Source organism: Janibacter melonis (assembly GCF_020567375.1).
GTDB classification, from domain to species: Bacteria; Actinomycetota; Actinomycetes; order Actinomycetales; family Dermatophilaceae; genus Marihabitans; species Marihabitans melonis.
Map to the genome: position 1 here is coordinate 457,109 of NZ_JAJBZM010000001.1, position 17,142 is coordinate 474,250.

Here is a 17,142-nt window from a genome sequence, read left to right on the forward strand (position 1 = left end):
CCCTACCCTGAGGGGGTGGCGCTGCTCTTCCTCCACGGGGCCGGCGGGCACGACGAGGACCAGGTCCTCGTGCGCGCCCTGCGGGAGGGGCTCGCCGAGCCCGTCCTCGCCCCGCGGCTGCCCGACGAGGACATGAGCCACGACGCGTGGGCCGCGTGCGTCCGCGACGCGATCACCCCGCAGGTGCGCTCGGTCGTCGGCCACTCCTTCGGCGGGTCGACCGTGCTGCGCATGGCGACCCAGGCCGACCTCGGCGTCGACCACCTCGTGCTGCTCGCCGCGCCGGACTGGGGGCCGAAGGGATGGGACGTCGCCGACTACGCGCTGCCGGACGACGCCGCAGAGCGGCTCGACCCCGCGCTGCGGGTCACCCTGCACCACTGCGCCGACGACGAGGTCGTGCCGGCCGGGCACCTCGACCTGCTGAGCGCACGCATCCCGGCCGCGCGGCGGGTCCTGCACGACCGCGGCGGTCACCAGCTGAGGGGCGACGCGACCACGGTCGTCGTCGGGTCGCTCTCGCCCGCGCCGTGACGGCGCGGGCCCTGCCGACCGGCTAGAGCGCCTCTTCCATCGCCCGGCGACGCACCTCGGTCTTGAAGCCCGCGCGGATGGCCTCGACCGGGGTGGTCGCGCCCCCGGGCAGCGTCTCGTCGCGGGCGAAGAGCCAGGCGACGACCTCGTCGTCGCTCATCCGGGCGTCGCGCAGCACGGTGAAGGTGCCGCGCAGCGCCGGGAGCGGCCCGTCGTCGTCGACGAAGGCCGCCGGCACCTGCAGCACGCGGCGCTCCCCGACCCGGACGGCGACGAGGTCGCCCTCCTCGATCATCCGGCGCACGTCGGTGAGACGGACACCGAGCCGCTGCGCGACGTCGGGGATGGCGAGCCACTCGCCGACGAGGTCCTCGAGGGCGTCGTGACCGGGGACGGGGGCGCCCGGCTGGGCGAGGTCCTGGGGCTGCTCGGTGCTCATCGGACCAGTCTCCCAGAGCCCGGGCCCCCGTCCGCACGCCGCACCGGGCCTCGCGTCGCCGCGCGAGGTCGGCCGAGCTGGGGTAGCGTCTCGCGCGAACGATTCACACGAGTCAGCACACGCCACACCCGCCACACACAGTCCCGACGGTCGCCACCGGCTCGCGGACGCGACGCGCCCCCCCCTTCGACCGACGTCGCGACCACCGCCCGCGGCGAGTGACCTCGGGTACCGAGGAGAGCACCATGGTCCTGCCGATCGTCGTCCCCCCTGCCACCGTCCCGCCCGCGCTCGACCTGCCCGCGCTGCCGGCCTCCGTCCACAGCGAGGAGCGGGCCGGCCGCACCCACACCGTGCGCAGCGGCGAGACCCTCTACGACATCGCCGAGCGCTACGGCACGAGCGTCGGCGCGCTGCGCCGGCACAACCAGCTCGACGCGGGCTTCATCTACCCCGGTCAGCACCTGCGCATCCCCTCCGGCGGCGCCTCGAGCCCCGCGGCGAAGCCCGCCCGCAGCGCCGCGACCCGCGGGTACACCGTGCGCAGCGGCGACACCCTCTACGGCATCGCGGCGCGCCACGGCATGTCCGTCGGGCGCCTCGCCTCCCTCAACGGCGTCTCCAGCGAGTCCTTCATCCACCCGGGTCAGACGCTGCGCGTGCACGGCACCGCCGCACGCCCCGCGAAGCGTCCGGCCGCCCGCACCAGCGGGTCGCGCCACACCGTGGCCGCCGGCCAGACGCTGTCGGGCATCGCCTCCCAGCACGGCATGTCGGTGACGCGCCTGGCCAAGATCAACGGGCTGTCCGCCCGCTCCTTCATCTACCCCGGTCAGCGCCTGCGCGTCGCCGGCACGAGCCGCCCCGCTGCGACGACGACCGGCGGGGCCGGCTTCGACCACAACACCTTCGCCGGGCGTACCTACCCCAGCGAGATCGTCTCCGCGGCCAGCCGCAACCGTCAGACCCTCGCCGGACGCCCGGTGCCGAGCCGCTCGCAGGTCCGCGCGAAGATCGTCGCGACCGCCCAGCGCTACGGCGTCGACCCCTCGCTCGCCCTCGCGATCTCCTACCAGGAGTCCGGGTGGGACCAGCGCCAGGTCTCCGTCGCCAACGCCGTCGGCGTCATGCAGGTCATCCCGTCCTCGGGCGAATGGACCTCGGGCCTCGTCGGGCGCCGCCTCGACCTGCTCGACACCGACGACAACATCACCGCCGGCGTCGTGCTCCTGCAGCAGCTGACCCGGATGGCGTCGAGCGACTCGCAGGCGATCGCCGGGTACTACCAGGGGCTGGGCTCGGTGCAGAAGCACGGGATGTACGCCGACACGCGGGGGTACGTGAAGAACGTGCAGGCACTGCGCGCCACAATGTGAGGTCATGGGGGCACGCAGCGGCGTCGAGGACCTCGTCGGCATCACGCTCGACGGGCGCTACCGCGTGCTCGAGCACCTCGCCGACGGCGGCATGGCCTCGGTCTACCGCGGGCTCGACACCCGTCTCGAGCGCGATGTCGCGATCAAGGTCATGCGCCCCGACCTCGCGGCCGACGACACCTTCGTCTCCCGCTTCCGGCGTGAGGCCCGCAGCGCGGCCCGCCTGGCGCACCCGCACGTCGTCGGCGTCCACGACCAGGGCGAGAGCGACGGCCTCGTCTTCCTCGTCATGGAGCACGTGCCCGGGCAGACCCTGCGCGAGGTGCTGCGCACCGAGGGGGCGCTGAGCCCGCGCGCGGCGCTCGACCTCCTCGAGCCGGTCCTCGCCGGACTGGCCGCCGCGCACGACGCCGGCCTCGTCCACCGCGACGTCAAGCCCGAGAACGTCCTCATCCGCGACGACGGCACGGTCAAGGTCGCCGACTTCGGGCTCGCCCGGGCCGTCTCCTCGCAGACCGCGACCGGCACGACCGGGGTGCTCCTCGGCACGGTGAGCTATCTCTCGCCCGAGCAGGTCGAGCGCGGCATCGCCGACCCGCGCAGCGACGTCTACGCCGCCGGGCTGCTCCTCTTCGAGATGCTCACCGGCCGCAAGGCCGTCGACGGCGAGACCCCGATCCACGTCGCCTTCCAGCACGTGCACGGCGACCTCCCGAGCCTGCGCACCACCCGCCCCGACCTGCCCGTCGCCCTCGACGAGCTCGTCGCCGCGGCGGTCGCGCGGGACCCCGACGAGCGTCCTCGGGACGCCTCGACCTACCTCGGGCTCGTGACCCGCGTGCGTCGGCAGCTCGGCGACGCCGAGCTCGACGCCCGGCCGGCACCGGGCAGCGCGCACGAGCGCAGCACCCGCAGCGACGAGACGGCGCTGCTCGACGCGACGGCCGGCAGCTCGCGCCGTCCGGACGTCGTGGGTCCCCGGGCCGAGCGGTCGGGGGCGACCGAGGCGACGCGCACGAGCCCGACCACGGCGACCGACCTCGCGACCGGGCCGCAGGACCCGCCCGGGCGACGCCGCTCCCCCTTCGCCCTCATCGGTCTCGCCCTGCTCGTCGCCGCGCTCGCCGGAGGTCTGTGGTGGGGCACGCTCGGCCAGCGCACCACGGTGCCCGAGGTCGCCGGCGCCGACGCGAGCACCGTCGAGGCGCGCCTCACGGGCGCCGACCTGCGGCTGAGCACGAAGCAGGCCTTCGACGAGGACGTCGCCCCCGGCGTCGCCATCGGCTCGACCCCGGCCGCCGGCCAGGAGGGGCGGCGCGGCGACGAGGTCGTCGTGACCTTCTCGAAGGGGCCGGAGCGCTACGAGGTGCCCTACCTCACCCGCCTGACGAAGGACGCGGCGAGCGCCCGCCTGGCCCGCGACCACCTCGTCGTCGGCTCGACGACGAGCGAGCACCACGAGTCCGTGCCGCAGGGCCAGGTCATCCGCACGGACCCGACGACCGGCACGAAGATGCGCCGCGACGCGAAGGTCGCCCTCGTGCTCTCGAAGGGCCCGCAGCCCGTCGCCATCCCCTCCGTCACCGGTCAGCCCTACGAGAGCGCGAAGACCACGCTCGAGGAGGCCGGCTTCGTCGTCGAGCGGGCGGCGGACGTCAACGACCAGTCCGTGCCGAAGGGGTCGGTCGTCTCGCAGGACCCCGCCAGCGGCGGCACCGGCGTGCGTGGCGACACCGTGACGCTCGCGGTGTCCAAGGGGCCGGTCATGGTGACGATCCCCGACGTCGAGGGCAAGAGCGAGAGCGATGCGAAGAGCGCCCTCGAGGGCGCCGGGCTCGCGGTGAAGGTCCAGCGCTTCTTCGGCAGCCCGCTGGACCAGGTCCGCGCGACGAGCCCGCGGGCCGGCACGAGCGTGCCGAAGGGGAGCACCGTCACCATCCTCGTCGTGTGATCCGGCCCCACACTGGGCTCATGACGCCCGACCCGCGCCCTCCCGTGAGCCGGCCCCGCCGCTGGCTCGTCCCCCTCGCGGCCACCGCGGTGGTCCTCGGCGTCCTCGACGCGCTGTGGATCTCGCTCGTGGCGCGGGGCCTGTACGAGGACGGGCTCGGCGACCTGCTCGCCGACCCGCTCGTCGGCTGGGCGGCCGGGGTCTTCTACGTCGTCTACGCCGTCGCGGTCACCGTGCTCGTCGTGCGTCCGGAGCTCGACACCGGCACGACCGGGACCGCCGCGGCGAAGGGGGCAGTGCTCGGGGTCGCCGCGTACGCGACCTTCGGCTTCACCGACCTCGCGATCGTCGAGGGGTGGCCCGTTCGGCTCGCCGTCGTCGACACGGTCTGGGGCGGGGTGCTCACGGCCGCGACCGGCGCCGCGGCGCACGCGGCCTCGCGACGGGCGGGTGCGTGATGGTGACCCGGATCAGCGCCACCGGGCCGGCCCCGGCGAGCACCGCGTGGTCGCGCTACGTGACCCGCGAGGCGTGGCCGACGTGGGCGCCGCACATCCGTCGGGTGCGTCCTGAGGGCGAGATCCGCCCCGGTGACCGCGGGGTCGTCCTCGGGCCGCTCGTCAGCCTCGTGCCGTACACGATCCTCGAGCGGGACGACGCCCTGCGCCGGTGGTCCTGGTGGGTCGGGGTGGGCCCGGTCGGGGTGCGCCTCGACCACGGCGTCGACGAGGGGCCGGAGGGCACGACCGCGTGGGCCGACGTGCACCTCCCGGCGCCGCTCGTCGCGATCTACCGGCCGCTGGCCGGCAGCGCGCTGCGCCGCCTCGTCGGGGGCTGAGCGGGCTCAGCCCCCGGGGGGTGCTCAGCGGGCGCTGAGCATCTCCGCGACGAGGAAGGACAGCTCGAGGCTCTGCTGGTGGTTCAGACGCGGGTCGCACACGCTCTCGTAGCGCTTGTTGAGGTCCTCGTCGAGGATCCGCTCGGCGCCGCCGAGGCACTCGGTGACGTCGTTGCCGGTGAGCTCGACGTGGATGCCGCCGGGCACGGTGCCGACCTCGCGGTGGGCGTGGAAGAAGCCGCGGACCTCGTCGACGACGTCGTCGAAGTCGCGGGTCTTGTAGCCCGACGCCGACTCGAAGGTGTTGCCGTGCATCGGGTCGCAGATCCACGTGACCATCGAGCCGCTCGTCTTGACCGCCTCGAGCAGCGGCGGGAGCGCCTCGCGGATCCGGCCGGCGCCCATGCGGGTGATGAGCGTGAGGCGGCCGGGCTCGCGACGCGGGTCGAGCCGGTCGATGATGCCGAGCAGGTCCTCGGGGGCGAGCTTGTCGCTGACCTTGAGACCGATGGGGTTGCGGATGCGCGAGACGAAGTCGAGGTGCGCGTGGTCGGTCTGGCGCGTGCGCTCGCCGACCCACACGAAGTGGCCGGAGGTGTTGTAGAGGTCGCCGGTGCGCGAGTCGACCCGGGTCATCGGGCGCTCGTAGTCGAGGAGGAGCGCCTCGTGGGCAGACCAGAACTCGGTGCCCTTGAGCGCGTCGAAGTCGACGCCGCACGCGGCCATGAACTTCATCGCCTTGTCGATGTCGCGCGCCAGGCCCTCGTAGCGGGCGTTGGCGGCGTTGGCGACGAAGCCGCGGTTCCAGTCGTGGACGTGGCGCAGGTCGGCGAAGCCCCCGCGGGTGAAGGCGCGCACGAGGTTCATCGTCGCGGCGCTGCTGTGGTAGCCGCGCAGGAGGCGCTGGGGGTCGGGGCGACGGGCCTCCGGGGTGAACTCGAAGTCGTTGACCATGTCGCCGCGGTAGGCCGGCAGCTCGACGCCCTCGCGGGTCTCGGTGTCCTTGCTGCGGGGCTTGGCGTACTGCCCGGCCATGCGCCCGATCTTCACGACGGGCATGCCGGCGCCGTAGGTGAGGACGGCGGCCATCTGCAGGATCGTCTTGACGCGGTCACGGATGTTGTCGGCGGTCGCGTTGACGAAGGTCTCCGCGCAGTCGCCGCCCTGGAGCACGAAGGCCTCGCCGATGGCGGCGGACGCGAGCCGGTCGCGCAGGTCGTCGCACTCCCCCGCGAAGACGAGCGGGGGGTAGCTCTCGAGGGTCGCCACGACGTCGGCGAGCGCGGCCTGGTCGGGCCAGGTCGGCTGCTGCGCGGCGGGCAGGTCTGCGGACAGGGCCGCGCGGATCTGAGCGGAAGGTGCTGCGGTGGTCACCGGCACAGTCTAGGTACCGCCGCAGAGCTCAGCCCGGGGTGTCCAAGCCGCGGCTGATCGCGAAGCGCGTGAGCTCGACCCGGTTGTGCAGGTGGAGCTTGCCGAGGATGTTCTGCACGTGGTTCTGCACCGTGCGGTGCGAGAGGACGAGGTCGGCGGCGATCTCCTTGGCGGTCATGCCCATCGCGACGTAGCGCAGGATCTCGGTCTCGCGCTCGGTGAGCTCGGGGACCGCGCTGCCCTGCCCCTTCGGCTCCGGCTCGGGCTGCCCCGAGCGGGCCTTCATGTCGCGGAACTCGCCGAGGACCATCCCGGCCAGACCGGGGGTGAAGACGGCCTGGCCCTGCGCCGTCTCGTGCACGGCGCGGCGGATCTCCTCGCCGGAGGCGGACTTCACGAGGTAGCCCGACGCCCCCGCCTTGATCGTCGCGAGGACGTCGCGCTCCTCACCGGACGCGGAGAGGATGAGGATGCGGGTCGGCAGGTCGGCGATGGCGGCGCACACCTCGTCGCCGCGCAGGCCCGGCAGGTTGAGGTCGAGGACGAGGACGTCCGGCGTCGTCGCCCGGGTGCGCGCGACCGTCGAGGGCCCGTCGCCGGCGGTGCCGACGACGCGCAGCCCGTGGTCCTCGAGATCGGCGACGAGGGCGTCCCGCCACAGCGGGTGGTCGTCGGCGACGAGGACGGTGGTCGGCTGCTCGCTCATGGCCGTGAGCCTGCCACGTCGGGGCGCGGCACACGCAGGGTCACGGTGCACCCGGAGCCGGGCCGTGACCTCCAGCCCGCGCTGCCACCGAGGTCGCGCACGCGTCCGGCGATCGACGACGAGCAGCCCAGACGACCCTGGTCGGCGGCCTCGGCGAGGCGCTCGTCGGTCATGCCCGCCCCGTTGTCGCGCACGGTGACGACGACCTCCTCGCCCGTGTCGTCGAGCAGGACCCAGGCCCGCGCGCCCTCCCCCGCGTGCCGCTCGACGTTGTCGAGCGCGGCGGCCACGGCGGCGTCGATCTCGTCGACGTGGTGGGCCGGCAGCACGACCGTGCGGGCCGGCAGGACGACCTCGACGGCCGCGGTGCGTCGCTCGGCCAGCCGGCTGGCGAGGTCGGCGCGGTCGTCGTGCTCGTCACGGGACGGGGTCGCGGGGGACGTGGCGAAGGGGACGTGCCCCCGCCCGGCGCGCACGTCCGGGTGGGCCGCGTCGAGGAGCGCGGGCTCGACCCGCGTGATGAGGGTGCGCAGGGCCCGCTCCTGGTCGGCGGCGAGCTCGGCGAGGGCGAGCGACTCCCCCCCGATCTCGCGGCCCCGCCGGTTGATGAGGGCGAGGGCCTGCAGGACGCCGTCGTGCACCTGGCGCCCGATCCGCTCGCGCTCGGCGAGCCGCTCCGAGGCGGTGATCGCGGCCTCGAGGCGCACCTGCGACTCCCGGGCGAGGTTGACGGCCAGGCCGACGAGGGCGCCGAGCAGGAGGAGCAGGACGATGTTGTGGTAGGTCAACGCGCTCTCGGGCTCGGCCTGCAGGAGGTTGGAGGCGGCGACGACGACGGCGACGAGCAGACCGCCGCGGATGCCGGAGTACAGGGCACCGGCCATGACCGCGCTCGCCGACCAGTTCGTCGGGATCGTCGGCACCCCGCCGGCCACGGCGTCGGGGCTGTAGGCGAGGTTCGTCGCGAGGACCGCGCCGACGGCGATCGCGGTCTCGACGACGATCGCCAGACGGGTGGGCCGGGGCAGCAGGGGCGCGACGAGCGACCACGCGAGGAGCACGAGGAGCACGGCGACGGCCACCCACGGGGCGTCGAGGTCGGCGCGGTGGGTCCACACGACGACGCTCGCGTAGAGCAGGGACAGCAGCCGGTAGATCGCCAGGCCACGGCCCGCGGCGGAGTCGATGAGGGGCGAGGGGGCGTACCGGGTGGCCGGCACGGCGGGGGGCACCTCTGCCTGCCTCAGGAGCCCTCGGCCCAGGGCGACGGGGTGCCCTGGGGCTGGTCGGCCGCGTCCAGGGCCTCCTCGAGCTCCTTGGCGGCCCGGCCGGGCTTGGCCGCCTCCTGCAGCTGACGCGCCCGGTTGCGGGCGCGGGTGAGCAGGCGCTCCTTCATCGCCGTCGCGTACATGTCGACGTACTCCTGCTCGGAGAGCTGCATGAGCTCGTACATGAGCTCGTCGGTCACCGAGCGCAGGACGAAGCGGTCGCCCTCCATGCCCTCGTAGCGCGAGAAGTCGAGCGGGGCCCCGATGCGCACGCCGATCCTCATGATGTTCGGGACGAGCTGGCCCGTGGGCTGGGCCTTGTCGGTGTCGATCATCGCGACCGGGATGACGGGCACCCCGGCGGTGAGGGCCATGCGGGCGACCCCCGTGCGCCCGCGGTAGAGGCGCGAGTCCGGCGAGCGGGTCCCCTCCGGGTACAGGCCGAGCAGCTCACCGCGCTCGAGCACCCGCAGGCCGGAGCGCAGCGCCGCCTCGCTCGCCTTGCCGCCGGAGCGGTCGATGGGCAGCTGGCCGACGGCCCGGAAGAAGAAGGCGGTGAGCCGGCCCTTGACCCCGGTGCCGGTGAAGTAGTCGGCCTTGGCGAGGAAGGTCACCCGTCGGTCGACCACGAGCGGCAGGAAGATCGAGTCCGAGAAGGACAGGTGGTTGCTCGCGAGGATGGCCGCGCCGTCGGCGGGGACGTGCTCGAGCCCCTCGACCTGGGGCCGGAAGAGCACCCGGAGCAACGGGCCGAGGACGACTCGCTTGAGTATCCAGTAGAGCAACGGTGCTTCCCTCCTCGTCGGCGGCTCGCACTCTACCGGCCGCTGACGCGGCGCGACGGACGTGCGACGATGACAGGCGTGAGCCCGTCCTCGATGGAACCCGACGAGGTCGACGCCGCCTTCGCCGACATCGTCGCCCGGCTGGAGGCCGAGCGTGGTCCTCGTGATGCCCCTCGTGCCGATGAGGACACCGATCCCGGGCCTGCCGACGAGCACGACGAGACCGGACGACCCGCCCCCAGCACCCCGCAGCGACCTCTCGACTACCCCCGCGCCGTCGACCCGCGCAGCTTCCGCAGCCCTCCCCCGGCGCGCGAGGCGCGTGAGGACGACGACGTCGACCCGCCCCGGCCGGCAGCGCCCGCCGTGCCCCCGACCCCGTGGCGTGCCGACGCCACCTCGGTCGTCGACGCGGTGCTCGGCGACGACGACGCCGAGCCCTTCGTGCCCGGTCCGACGGCGGCCCTGCCGCCGGCGACCGACCGCACCTTCTGGCTCGCGGTCGTCGGTCTCGTCCTCGGCCCGGTGATGCTCGTCGTCGCCGTCCTCGGGCGCGACGGTGTCTCTCCGTGGTGGGCCTGGCTCGGCATCGGTCTCATGGTCGTCGGCTTCGGCGCGCTCGTCACCCGCCTGCCGCGCGAGCGCGACGACGGCGACGACGGCGCCCGGCTCTGACCTCGCGCCGGCTCAGCCGGCGCCGGACGCGGTCGGGGCGCCCGGCACCTCGAGGTCGACCCACACGGGTCGGTGGTCGCTCGCGGCGACGAGGTCCTCGTAGAGCCACGGCACCTCCTGGTGCGGCAGCACCGTGAGGTCGGGGGTCGCGAAGACGACGTCGAGGACGCGGTCGGGCAGGTTCGCCGGGTAGGTGGGGGTGAGCGGGCTGACCACCCGCATCCGCTGGCCGAAGAGCTGCCAGGCCTGCCCGTCCTCCTGCTCGTTGAGGTCGCCCGCGAGGACCGCGGGGCCGGGGAGCGCGTCGAGCGAGGCGAGGATCTGGCGAGCGTGACGCACCCGCTCCGGGGCGTCGAGCGAGAGGTGGACGCTGACGACGCTCACGGCCGGACCGCCGAAGGGGGCGACCCGCGTCACCGCGTAGCCGCGCCGGTCCCCGCGGCGGGCGGGCAGGGGGTGGTGGGTCACCGAGAGGACCTGCGTGCGCAGGCTCGTGAGCATCGAGGTCTGCCCGCTGCGGTGGTCGCGGCCCGACCACACGAGGCCGCACCGCCGCGCGAGATCGGTGACCCGGGTGGCCACCGGCGGGATCCACGGCACCTCCTGCAGGCACAGGACGTCCGGGTCGACCGCCCGCACGGTGCGGGCCAGCGCCGCGACGTCGTCCTGCAGCGCACGCAGGTTGTACGACGCGACGCGCAGCCTCATGCCGGCCGGCCCGCCGGGCCGGGGTGGTCGAGGGAGTCCGAGGCGAGCGCGGCCGCGCCGATGAGACCGGCGTCGGGGCCGAGCGTCGCGACCTCGATGCGTGCCTGCGGGCGGTAGCCGCGCCCGGTGAGCTGGCGACCGAAGGCCTCGCGGGCCGGGCCGAGCAGCAGGTCCTGGGCCGCGCTCACCCCTCCGCCGACGACGAAGACCTCGGGGTCGATGGCCGCGGCGAGGTTGGCCATGCCGATGCCGAGCCACGTGCCGATCTCGGCGAGCAGCTCGACCGACGTGCGGTCGCCGGCCCGGGCGGCCTCGGTGATCATCGGGCCGGTGAGGTTGGCGGGGTCGCCGTCGGCGCGGGCGAGCAGGTCGCTCGCGACCGGCGAGCGGGCGCCGACGAGGCCACGCGCCTCGCGCACGAGCGCGTTGCCCGACGAGTACTGCTCCCAGCAGCCGCGGTTGCCGCACTCGCAGCGCAGGCCGCTCGGCACGACCTGCATGTGCCCGAACTCCCCGGCGATGCCGTAGCGGCCGCGCATGAGCACGCCGTCGACGAGCAGCGCCCCGCCGATGCCGGTGCCGAGCGTGATCATCACGGCGTGGCTGGTGTCCTGGGCCACGCCGAAGCGGTGCTCGGCCCACAGGGCGGCGTTGGCGTCGTTGTCGACGGTGATCGGCAGGTGGACCCGGCGCGAGAGCGACTCGCGCAGCGGCTCGTCGCGCCACGACAGGTGCGGGGCGAAGACGACCCGGCTGCGGTCGGCCGAGACGAAGCCCGCGGCGCCGATGCCGACGGCACGCACGGCGTCGCGCTCGGTCTGGGCGAGCAGCTCCTCGACGACGGAGACGATCGCGTCCTCGACGACAGACGGGGCGGTCGAGCGGTGCGGGGTGTCGCGCCGGGTGCGCCCGACGATCGTGCCGGTCTCGTCGACGAGCCCTCCGGAGACCTTCGTGCCGCCGATGTCGACGCCGACGGTGAGCCCGCCGCTCATGCCGCTCCCCCGGTGCGCTCGGCGAGGACGGTGCGCGCTCGGTGGGCCGCGCCGACGACCCCGGCGTCGTCACCGAGCTCGGCGAGGACGATCGAGGGCGACGGGCGGTGACCCCGCCCGATCTGGTGGCGGGCGAAGGCCGTGCGCACCGGGGCCAGGACGAGGTCACCCGCGGCGGACAGACCGCCGCCGATGACGACGAGGCGGGGGTCGAGCACGGCGCACACGGTCGCGATGCCGTGGCCGAGCCGGGTGCCGACCTCCTCGAGGAGCTCGACGCTGGCGAGGTCTCCCCCTTCGGCCAGCTCGGTGACGTCGGTGCCCTTGAGCTGTGACGCGTCTCCCCCGCAGCGTCGGCGCAGCGCCTCGCCGATCGGCGAGGCCGACTCGACGAGCTCGCGGGCCGAGCGGGTGAGCGCGCTGCCGGAGGCGTAGACCTCGAGGCAGCCACGGTTGCCGCAGCCGCAGCGCGGGCCGTCCGGGTCGAGGACGACGTGGCCGAGCTCGCCGCCGATGCCGAAGGCCCCGGTGAGCAGGCGCCCGTGCGAGACGCAGCCGCCGCCGACCCCCGTGCCGAGGGTGAGCAGGACCATGTCGTCGACGTCGCGCCCGGCGCCGAAGACGTGCTCGCCCCAGGCCGCGGCGTTCGCGTCGTTCTCGACGACGACCGGCAGGCCGACGAGGCGCTCGACCCGCTCGCCGAGGTCGACGTCGCGCCAGGCGATGTTGGGGGCGAACCACACGTGGCCGCGGGCGCCGTCGACGAAGGCTGCGCACGCGAGACCCACCGCGGAGACCGGCTCGTCGGCGGCCGCGACGAGCTCGGCGATGACGCCGCTCGTGGCCGTGATGATGTCCTCGGTGCTGTCGGCCGGGGTCGCGACCCTCGCCCGGGCGAGGACGGCGCCGTCGGGCGCGACGAGCGCTCCGGCGATCTTCGTGCCGCCGATGTCGATGCCGATGGTCGGTGCGTGCTCGCTCACGAGGTCATCCTGCCGTGGTCGGGGAGGTCCTCGTCACGCACGGGCACGACCACGCGCGCGCGAGGGGGGCGGGGCGGGGGCTCGGTGCCCTCGCCGAGGAGGTGGGCGACACCCTCGCCGGCGAGGACGAGGCCCGCGAGGACGCGGTCGGCGCTCGCCGGGTCGACGCGCCGCAGGCGGTCGAGCAGGTCGTCGGCGTCGGCCGCGCGCACCTGCTCGAGCAGCGCCTCGAGGATCCCGGCGAGCGGGTCGGGCGCGCTCATCGCGGCCACACGCTCTCGTCGGGCTCGAGCTCGACGGTGAGGACGCCGGCGCGCATGCTCGCGTCGACGACCCGGCACCGGCGGTGCAGCGGGCTCAGACGGGTGCACCGGCTGCGCCGGCCGGCCGTGACGACGAGGTCGTCGTCCTCGCGCTCGAGGGTGATGTCGCGCGCGGTGAGCCCGGGCAGGGACAGCCGCAGGACGAAGGGGGACGCCTCCCCCGCCGCACCGGCGGCACCGGCGGCATCCGGCGCGGCGGCCGCCGCACCGTCAGGGTCCGGCGCGCCCGCCGCCGAGGCGTCGGGTGACGACCCGTCGTGTCTCGAGCCGTCCCGGGCCGGGTCCATGGCCTGGTCCACGGCCGCGGTGGGGTCGGCGACCCGGCGGCCCATGAGGGCGAGCGCCAGCGCGAGCTCGGCGGTGCGGCCGGCCTCGACGAGCCCGTCGGCGGGCAGGTGGTGGACGGTCGCGTCGCCGCACAGCCGGGCGTCGAGGAGGTCCATGAGGTGGGTGACGGCGCGCAGCGCGTCGATCGTCGCGGCCGGTGGGCGGGGCAGCCCGATGCCGGCCGGGGCGACGACGGCGTCCCAGCGGGCGACGAGGGGCACGAGGGAGCGCGCGAGGCGGGCTGCGCGGTCGGGCAGGGCGACGAGACGGGCCGGGTCGCTGCCGGGGGGCACGAGGAGCACGACGTCCTCGAGGTCCTCGCCCGGGGCGCTGGCGAGCACCGCCGCGGCCCCGAGCAGGGCGAGCAGGTCGCCGTCGCGCAGCACGGCGGTGAGGTCGCGGACGACCTCGCCGGGCAGCTCGGCGGCGAGCAGCAGGTCCTCGGCGCTCGTCGTGAGCACGGCGAGGGCTGCCGGCGCGTGGTCGCGGGCGTCCTCGTGGATGCTGTCGTCGCCCCAGGTGAGGACCCGGGCGCCCGGACGGCGCGCCACGAGGTCGGCGACGAGCACCCGTCGTCGGGGCTCGTCGCCACCGGTGACGAGGTGCAGCGCGCTCACCCCCGGTCGGCCCCGGTCAGGCCTCGCACCGCTTCTTGAGGTCCTTGAGCGCGGTGTCGGTGATGACCTTCGCGGCCTTGCGCTTGATCATCCCGAGCATCGGGATGGTGACGTCGACGAGCAGGTCGTAGGTCACCCGGGTCATGCCCTCGCCCTCGTCCTCGAGCGTGTAGGAGCCGTCCATCGCCTTGAGGATCGTCGCCTCGACGAGGGTCCACGACGCGACGCCCAGGCCTGCCTCGTCGACGTCCCACGAGTAGTCGAGCGTGTAGGTGTCCTTGATCGGGCTGGCGTCGAGGCGGAAGCGAGCCCGGTCGGGCCACCCGTCGCCGTCCTCGGAGAGGATCTCGACCTCCCTGATCTCCTTGGCCCACTGCGGGTAGGCCTCGAGGTCGGCGATGACGTCGAGGACCTCGCCCGCGGGGGCCTGGATGACGATCGTCGAGCGGGTGCTGTCTGCCATGGCGGCGAGACTACCCGGCGCTCTGCGCCCGTCCCTCGATCTCGTCCTTGACCTCGTGGACGAGCCGTTTCCACCCCACCGTGTGGTCCCGGGCGAGGGTCGCCGGCGAGCGCCACGGGTGCCTGCCCGTGCCGCGGACGTAGTGGTGCACGAGGGTCCCGCCGGGCACCGGCTCGAGCCAGATCTCCATGCTCCCGACGAGCCTGCCCGTCGAGACCCAGCGCACCCCCTTCGGCCCGCGGTCCTCGACCTCGCCGACCCCGCACCCCCGCGGCCAGCCCGTCGCGCCCGGGTCCGGCAGGCCCCGCGCGTCGAGGGCGGCGCGGACGTCCTCGGCGGCCCCCCGCACGAAGGTGTCGTCGACGACGTCGACCCGGCCGACCCGCATCGCGTCCTCCCACCTCGTGCGCCACGTGCCCGGCCAGGGGTGGACCTCGTCACCATCTGCCGAGTCTGCTGTCGAGGACGCTACCCACTGGTCTAGGTTGAGGCCCACACCCTGACGCCGTCGTCGACGAAGGAGATCCCGTGCAAGACAGCGTGATGCCCCGGCTGGTCGAGGGAGATCCTCGTGACTCCCTGGGCCGGCTGCCCCAGCGCAACGCCGACAACGCGCCGCAGCGCGTGGCCTTCGCGATCAAGGAGCACGGGTCGTGGCGCGACGTCACGACGTCGCAATTCCTCGACGACGTCCGGGGTCTGGCCAAGGGTTTCGTCGCCGCCGGGATCGAGCCGGGCGACCGTGTCGCGATCATGGCGCGCACCCGCTACGAGTGGACCCTCGTCGACTTCGCCGCGTGGATGGCCGCCGCGGTGCCGGTGCCGATCTACGAGACGAGCTCGGCCGAGCAGGTCGAGTGGATCATCGCCGACTCCGGGGCGAGCGCCCTCGTCGTCGAGACCGCCGCCCACGCGGCGACGGTGCGCCAGGTCGCCGACGGCGTGCCGACGCTGCAGCACACGTGGGTCATCGACAACGGCGACCTCACCTCGGTGAGCGAGCGCGGTGCAGAGATCGAGGACTCCGAGCTCGAGGCGCGTCTCGACGCGACCGGGCGCGACAGCCTCGCGACGATCATCTACACCTCGGGCACGACCGGTCGGCCGAAGGGGTGCGAGCTCACCCACGACAACTTCCTCGGGCTGGCCGAGAACGCCATCGCCAAGCTCGGCGACGTCGTCGCCCGTGACGGCGCCTCGACGTTGCTCTTCCTCCCGCTCGCGCACGTCTTCGCCCGCTTCATCGAGGTCCTGTGCGTCACCGCGGAGGCGAAGATGGGCCACAGCGCCGACATCGCGAACATCCTCGACGACTTCCAGGCCTTCCAGCCCAGCTTCATCCTCGCTGTCCCCCGGGTCTTCGAGAAGATCTACAACAAGGCCAACGAGACGGCGACCGCCGACGGCAAGGGCGCGATCTTCGAGCGCGCCGCCGACACGGCCGTCGCGTACTCCGAGGCGCTCGACAAGGGCTCGGTGCCGCTGGGTCTGAAGATCAAGCACGCCGTCTTCGACAAGCTCGTCTACGCGAAGCTGCGCACGAAGATGGGTGGTCGGGTCCAGTACGCCGTGTCCGGCGGCGCCCCTTTGGGCACCCGTCTGGGTCACTTCTTCCGCGGCGTCGGCGTGACGATCCTCGAGGGCTACGGGCTCACCGAGACGACCGCACCGCTGAGCGTCAACATCCCGGAGAAGGTCAAGATCGGCACGGTCGGCCCGCCCCTGCCCGGTGTCTCGGTACGCATCGAGGAGGACGGCGAGATCCTCGTGCAGGGCCTCAACGTCCTGCGCGGCTACCGCGGCAACGAGCAGGCGAGCGCCGAGGCGGTCGTCGACGGCTGGTTCCACACCGGCGACCTCGGCGAGCTCGACGAGGACGGCTACCTGCGCATCACCGGCCGCAAGAAGGAGATCCTCGTGACCGCGGGCGGCAAGAACGTCGCCCCGGCGGTGCTCGAGGACCGCCTGCGCGCCCACCCGCTCGTCAGCCAGTGCATGGTCGTCGGCGACGGCAAGCCCTTCATCGCCGCGCTCGTGACGATCGACGAGGAGATGCTCCCCGGCTGGGCCGCGAACAACGGTCTCGGCGCGATCACCGTCGCCCAGGCCCGCACCGACGAGACGGTGCTCGCCGAGATCCAGCGTGCGGTCGACGACGCGAACAAGGCGGTCTCGAAGGCCGAGTCGATCCGCAAGTTCGCGGTCCTCGAGGAGGACTTCACCGAGGAGAACGGCACCCTCACCCCCTCGCTGAAGCTCAAGCGCAACGTCGTCATGCGCGACTACGAGGACCAGGTCGAGGCGCTCTACGGCTGACCCGTGACGACGCACCTCGCCCGTCGAGGTGCGTCGGGCGGCCGTCCCGGCTCAGCCCACCCCGCGGTGCAGCAGCTCCCACTGCGACCACGGCTCGCGCTGGGCGACGGCGCGGTCGGCGGTGCCCGCCGACACGAGCCCTGCGGCGACGAGGCGCCCCACCGCCTCGCGCTCGGCCGCGTCGAGCGGCACCTGCCCGGCCAGCTCGGGCTCGACGCCCGCGGAGCGCGGGTCGAGCAGGGCGGTGACCATGCAGTCGTCGCACCCGATCCCCTGGACGGGGCAGGTGCGGCAGTCCACACGCATGACGTCTGGCTTCATCGTGTCCTCCTGTGCGTCGCTTCGACCCGGTGTGCTCGTGCTCGCCCGGTCGTCCGACCAGGCACGACGCACGCTACGAGCGAGCACCGACAGCGTTGGTGGACGTCCGCCCGAGGGGGGGCGGCACCCCCTTCGCCCGCTGC

The 17,142-nt window shown here is 74.3% G+C and carries 20 protein-coding genes; 7 read left to right on the forward strand and 13 right to left on the reverse strand.

All coding sequences use genetic code 11. The features are described from left to right. Window positions 1-15 precede the first annotated feature (15 nt). Window positions 16-534: an alpha/beta fold hydrolase gene (locus tag LIV55_RS02155; protein WP_229299043.1), complete on the forward strand. Its 519-nt coding sequence runs from the start codon at window positions 16-18 to the stop codon at window positions 532-534. A 22-nt stretch (window positions 535-556) separates the two neighbouring features. Here LIV55_RS02155 and LIV55_RS02160 read toward each other — a convergent pair whose 3' ends face one another. After that, the gene (locus tag LIV55_RS02160) at window positions 557-973 is read right to left on the reverse strand and encodes an Rv2175c family DNA-binding protein (protein ID WP_191564018.1); all 417 of its coding nucleotides are present in this window, start codon (window positions 971-973) and stop codon (window positions 557-559) included. Between the two features lie 245 nt (window positions 974-1,218). Between LIV55_RS02160 and LIV55_RS02165 the strand changes: the two genes are divergently transcribed. From LIV55_RS02165 to LIV55_RS02180, 4 genes are read left to right on the forward strand one after another with little or no spacing between them, the layout of a single operon-like run. Then, on the forward strand, window positions 1,219-2,349 hold the full coding sequence (locus tag LIV55_RS02165; protein WP_229299044.1) for a LysM peptidoglycan-binding domain-containing protein: 1,131 nt from the start codon (window positions 1,219-1,221) through the stop codon (window positions 2,347-2,349). Window positions 2,350-2,353: 4 nt separating this feature from the next. Next, entirely contained in the window at window positions 2,354-4,300 is a 1,947-nt protein-coding gene (gene pknB / locus LIV55_RS02170) for a Stk1 family PASTA domain-containing Ser/Thr kinase (RefSeq protein WP_229299045.1), read from the forward strand. 20 nt (window positions 4,301-4,320) lie between these two features. Beyond that, window positions 4,321-4,758, forward strand: a complete 438-nt coding sequence (locus LIV55_RS02175; RefSeq protein ID WP_229299046.1) for a DUF2177 family protein — start codon at window positions 4,321-4,323, stop codon at window positions 4,756-4,758. Beyond that, window positions 4,758-5,138, forward strand: a complete 381-nt coding sequence (locus tag LIV55_RS02180; RefSeq protein ID WP_123091927.1) for an SRPBCC family protein — start codon at window positions 4,758-4,760, stop codon at window positions 5,136-5,138. The genes LIV55_RS02175 and LIV55_RS02180 overlap by 1 nt, the downstream gene beginning before the upstream one ends. A 24-nt stretch (window positions 5,139-5,162) precedes the next feature. Here the strand turns inward: LIV55_RS02180 and LIV55_RS02185 are convergent, their stop codons facing one another. Genes LIV55_RS02185 through LIV55_RS02200 form a run of 4 tightly spaced genes read right to left on the reverse strand, consistent with a single transcriptional unit; the run spans window position 5,163 to window position 9,271 of the window. Continuing rightward, entirely contained in the window at window positions 5,163-6,512 is a 1,350-nt protein-coding gene (locus tag LIV55_RS02185; RefSeq protein WP_372456483.1) for a class II 3-deoxy-7-phosphoheptulonate synthase, read from the reverse strand. A gap of 28 nt (window positions 6,513-6,540) precedes the next feature. Then, complete coding sequence (locus LIV55_RS02190) at window positions 6,541-7,218, reverse strand: response regulator (protein ID WP_191564021.1); 678 nt, start codon at window positions 7,216-7,218, stop codon at window positions 6,541-6,543. Continuing rightward, window positions 7,215-8,450, reverse strand: coding sequence for a MacS family sensor histidine kinase (gene macS, locus LIV55_RS02195; RefSeq protein ID WP_191564022.1), 1,236 nt, complete (start codon window positions 8,448-8,450; stop codon window positions 7,215-7,217). The genes LIV55_RS02190 and macS overlap by 4 nt, the downstream gene beginning before the upstream one ends. 11 nt (window positions 8,451-8,461) lie before the next feature. Then, window positions 8,462-9,271, reverse strand: coding sequence for a lysophospholipid acyltransferase family protein (locus LIV55_RS02200; RefSeq protein ID WP_229299047.1), 810 nt, complete (start codon window positions 9,269-9,271; stop codon window positions 8,462-8,464). Between the two features lie 69 nt (window positions 9,272-9,340). Between LIV55_RS02200 and LIV55_RS02205 the strand changes: the two genes are divergently transcribed. Further along, window positions 9,341-9,946 carry a hypothetical protein gene (locus LIV55_RS02205; RefSeq protein ID WP_229299048.1) on the forward strand — a complete coding sequence of 202 codons (606 nt, stop codon included), beginning with the start codon at window positions 9,341-9,343 and terminating at the stop codon, window positions 9,944-9,946. 12 nt (window positions 9,947-9,958) lie between these two features. On the opposite strand, the gene LIV55_RS02210 is transcribed toward LIV55_RS02205, so the two are convergent. The 7 genes from LIV55_RS02210 to LIV55_RS02240 are packed head-to-tail and all read right to left on the reverse strand — an operon-like array spanning window position 9,959 to window position 14,750. Next, complete coding sequence (locus LIV55_RS02210; protein WP_229299049.1) at window positions 9,959-10,654, reverse strand: endonuclease/exonuclease/phosphatase family protein; 696 nt, start codon at window positions 10,652-10,654, stop codon at window positions 9,959-9,961. Further along, window positions 10,651-11,649 carry an ROK family glucokinase gene (locus LIV55_RS02215; RefSeq protein WP_068275292.1) on the reverse strand — a complete coding sequence of 333 codons (999 nt, stop codon included), beginning with the start codon at window positions 11,647-11,649 and terminating at the stop codon, window positions 10,651-10,653. The genes LIV55_RS02210 and LIV55_RS02215 overlap by 4 nt, the downstream gene beginning before the upstream one ends. Next, the gene (locus LIV55_RS02220) at window positions 11,646-12,632 is read right to left on the reverse strand and encodes an ROK family glucokinase (protein ID WP_123091933.1); all 987 of its coding nucleotides are present in this window, start codon (window positions 12,630-12,632) and stop codon (window positions 11,646-11,648) included. The genes LIV55_RS02215 and LIV55_RS02220 overlap by 4 nt, the downstream gene beginning before the upstream one ends. Further along, window positions 12,629-12,895, reverse strand: coding sequence for a hypothetical protein (locus tag LIV55_RS02225; protein ID WP_148041577.1), 267 nt, complete (start codon window positions 12,893-12,895; stop codon window positions 12,629-12,631). The genes LIV55_RS02220 and LIV55_RS02225 overlap by 4 nt, the downstream gene beginning before the upstream one ends. Continuing rightward, window positions 12,892-13,899, reverse strand: a complete 1,008-nt coding sequence (locus LIV55_RS02230) for a hypothetical protein (protein WP_229299050.1) — start codon at window positions 13,897-13,899, stop codon at window positions 12,892-12,894. The genes LIV55_RS02225 and LIV55_RS02230 overlap by 4 nt, the downstream gene beginning before the upstream one ends. A 16-nt stretch (window positions 13,900-13,915) precedes the next feature. Beyond that, the gene (locus LIV55_RS02235; RefSeq protein ID WP_123091936.1) at window positions 13,916-14,362 is read right to left on the reverse strand and encodes an SRPBCC family protein; all 447 of its coding nucleotides are present in this window, start codon (window positions 14,360-14,362) and stop codon (window positions 13,916-13,918) included. 10 nt (window positions 14,363-14,372) lie between these two features. Further along, on the reverse strand, window positions 14,373-14,750 hold the full coding sequence (locus LIV55_RS02240; RefSeq protein ID WP_123091937.1) for a polyketide cyclase / dehydrase and lipid transport: 378 nt from the start codon (window positions 14,748-14,750) through the stop codon (window positions 14,373-14,375). A gap of 140 nt (window positions 14,751-14,890) precedes the next feature. Between LIV55_RS02240 and LIV55_RS02245 the strand changes: the two genes are divergently transcribed. After that, a complete protein-coding gene (locus LIV55_RS02245) occupies window positions 14,891-16,678 on the forward strand; it encodes an AMP-dependent synthetase/ligase (RefSeq protein WP_372456484.1) in 1,788 nt (595 codons plus the stop codon). Between the two features lie 51 nt (window positions 16,679-16,729). Here LIV55_RS02245 and LIV55_RS02250 read toward each other — a convergent pair whose 3' ends face one another. Beyond that, complete coding sequence (locus LIV55_RS02250; protein ID WP_068275271.1) at window positions 16,730-16,999, reverse strand: hypothetical protein; 270 nt, start codon at window positions 16,997-16,999, stop codon at window positions 16,730-16,732. Window positions 17,000-17,142 lie beyond the last annotated feature (143 nt).

Bases quoted from the DNA above. Each gene is read 5' to 3' on its own strand.
- LIV55_RS02160 (WP_191564018.1), bottom strand. From the start codon at position 973: ATGAGCACCGAGCAGCCCCAGGACCTCGCCCAGCCGGGCGCCCCCGTC.
- LIV55_RS02165 (WP_229299044.1), top strand. From the start codon at position 1,219: ATGGTCCTGCCGATCGTCGTCCCCCCTGCCACCGTCCCGCCCGCGCTC.
- pknB (WP_229299045.1), top strand. From the start codon at position 2,354: ATGGGGGCACGCAGCGGCGTCGAGGACCTCGTCGGCATCACGCTCGAC.
- LIV55_RS02175 (WP_229299046.1), top strand. From the start codon at position 4,321: ATGACGCCCGACCCGCGCCCTCCCGTGAGCCGGCCCCGCCGCTGGCTC.
- LIV55_RS02180 (WP_123091927.1), top strand. From the start codon at position 4,758: ATGGTGACCCGGATCAGCGCCACCGGGCCGGCCCCGGCGAGCACCGCG.
- LIV55_RS02190 (WP_191564021.1), bottom strand. From the start codon at position 7,218: ATGAGCGAGCAGCCGACCACCGTCCTCGTCGCCGACGACCACCCGCTG.
- LIV55_RS02205 (WP_229299048.1), top strand. From the start codon at position 9,341: ATGACAGGCGTGAGCCCGTCCTCGATGGAACCCGACGAGGTCGACGCC.
- LIV55_RS02210 (WP_229299049.1), bottom strand. From the start codon at position 10,654: ATGAGGCTGCGCGTCGCGTCGTACAACCTGCGTGCGCTGCAGGACGAC.
- LIV55_RS02215 (WP_068275292.1), bottom strand. From the start codon at position 11,649: ATGAGCGGCGGGCTCACCGTCGGCGTCGACATCGGCGGCACGAAGGTC.
- LIV55_RS02225 (WP_148041577.1), bottom strand. From the start codon at position 12,895: ATGAGCGCGCCCGACCCGCTCGCCGGGATCCTCGAGGCGCTGCTCGAG.
- LIV55_RS02235 (WP_123091936.1), bottom strand. From the start codon at position 14,362: ATGGCAGACAGCACCCGCTCGACGATCGTCATCCAGGCCCCCGCGGGC.
- LIV55_RS02240 (WP_123091937.1), bottom strand. From the start codon at position 14,750: ATGCGGGTCGGCCGGGTCGACGTCGTCGACGACACCTTCGTGCGGGGG.
- LIV55_RS02250 (WP_068275271.1), bottom strand. From the start codon at position 16,999: ATGAAGCCAGACGTCATGCGTGTGGACTGCCGCACCTGCCCCGTCCAG.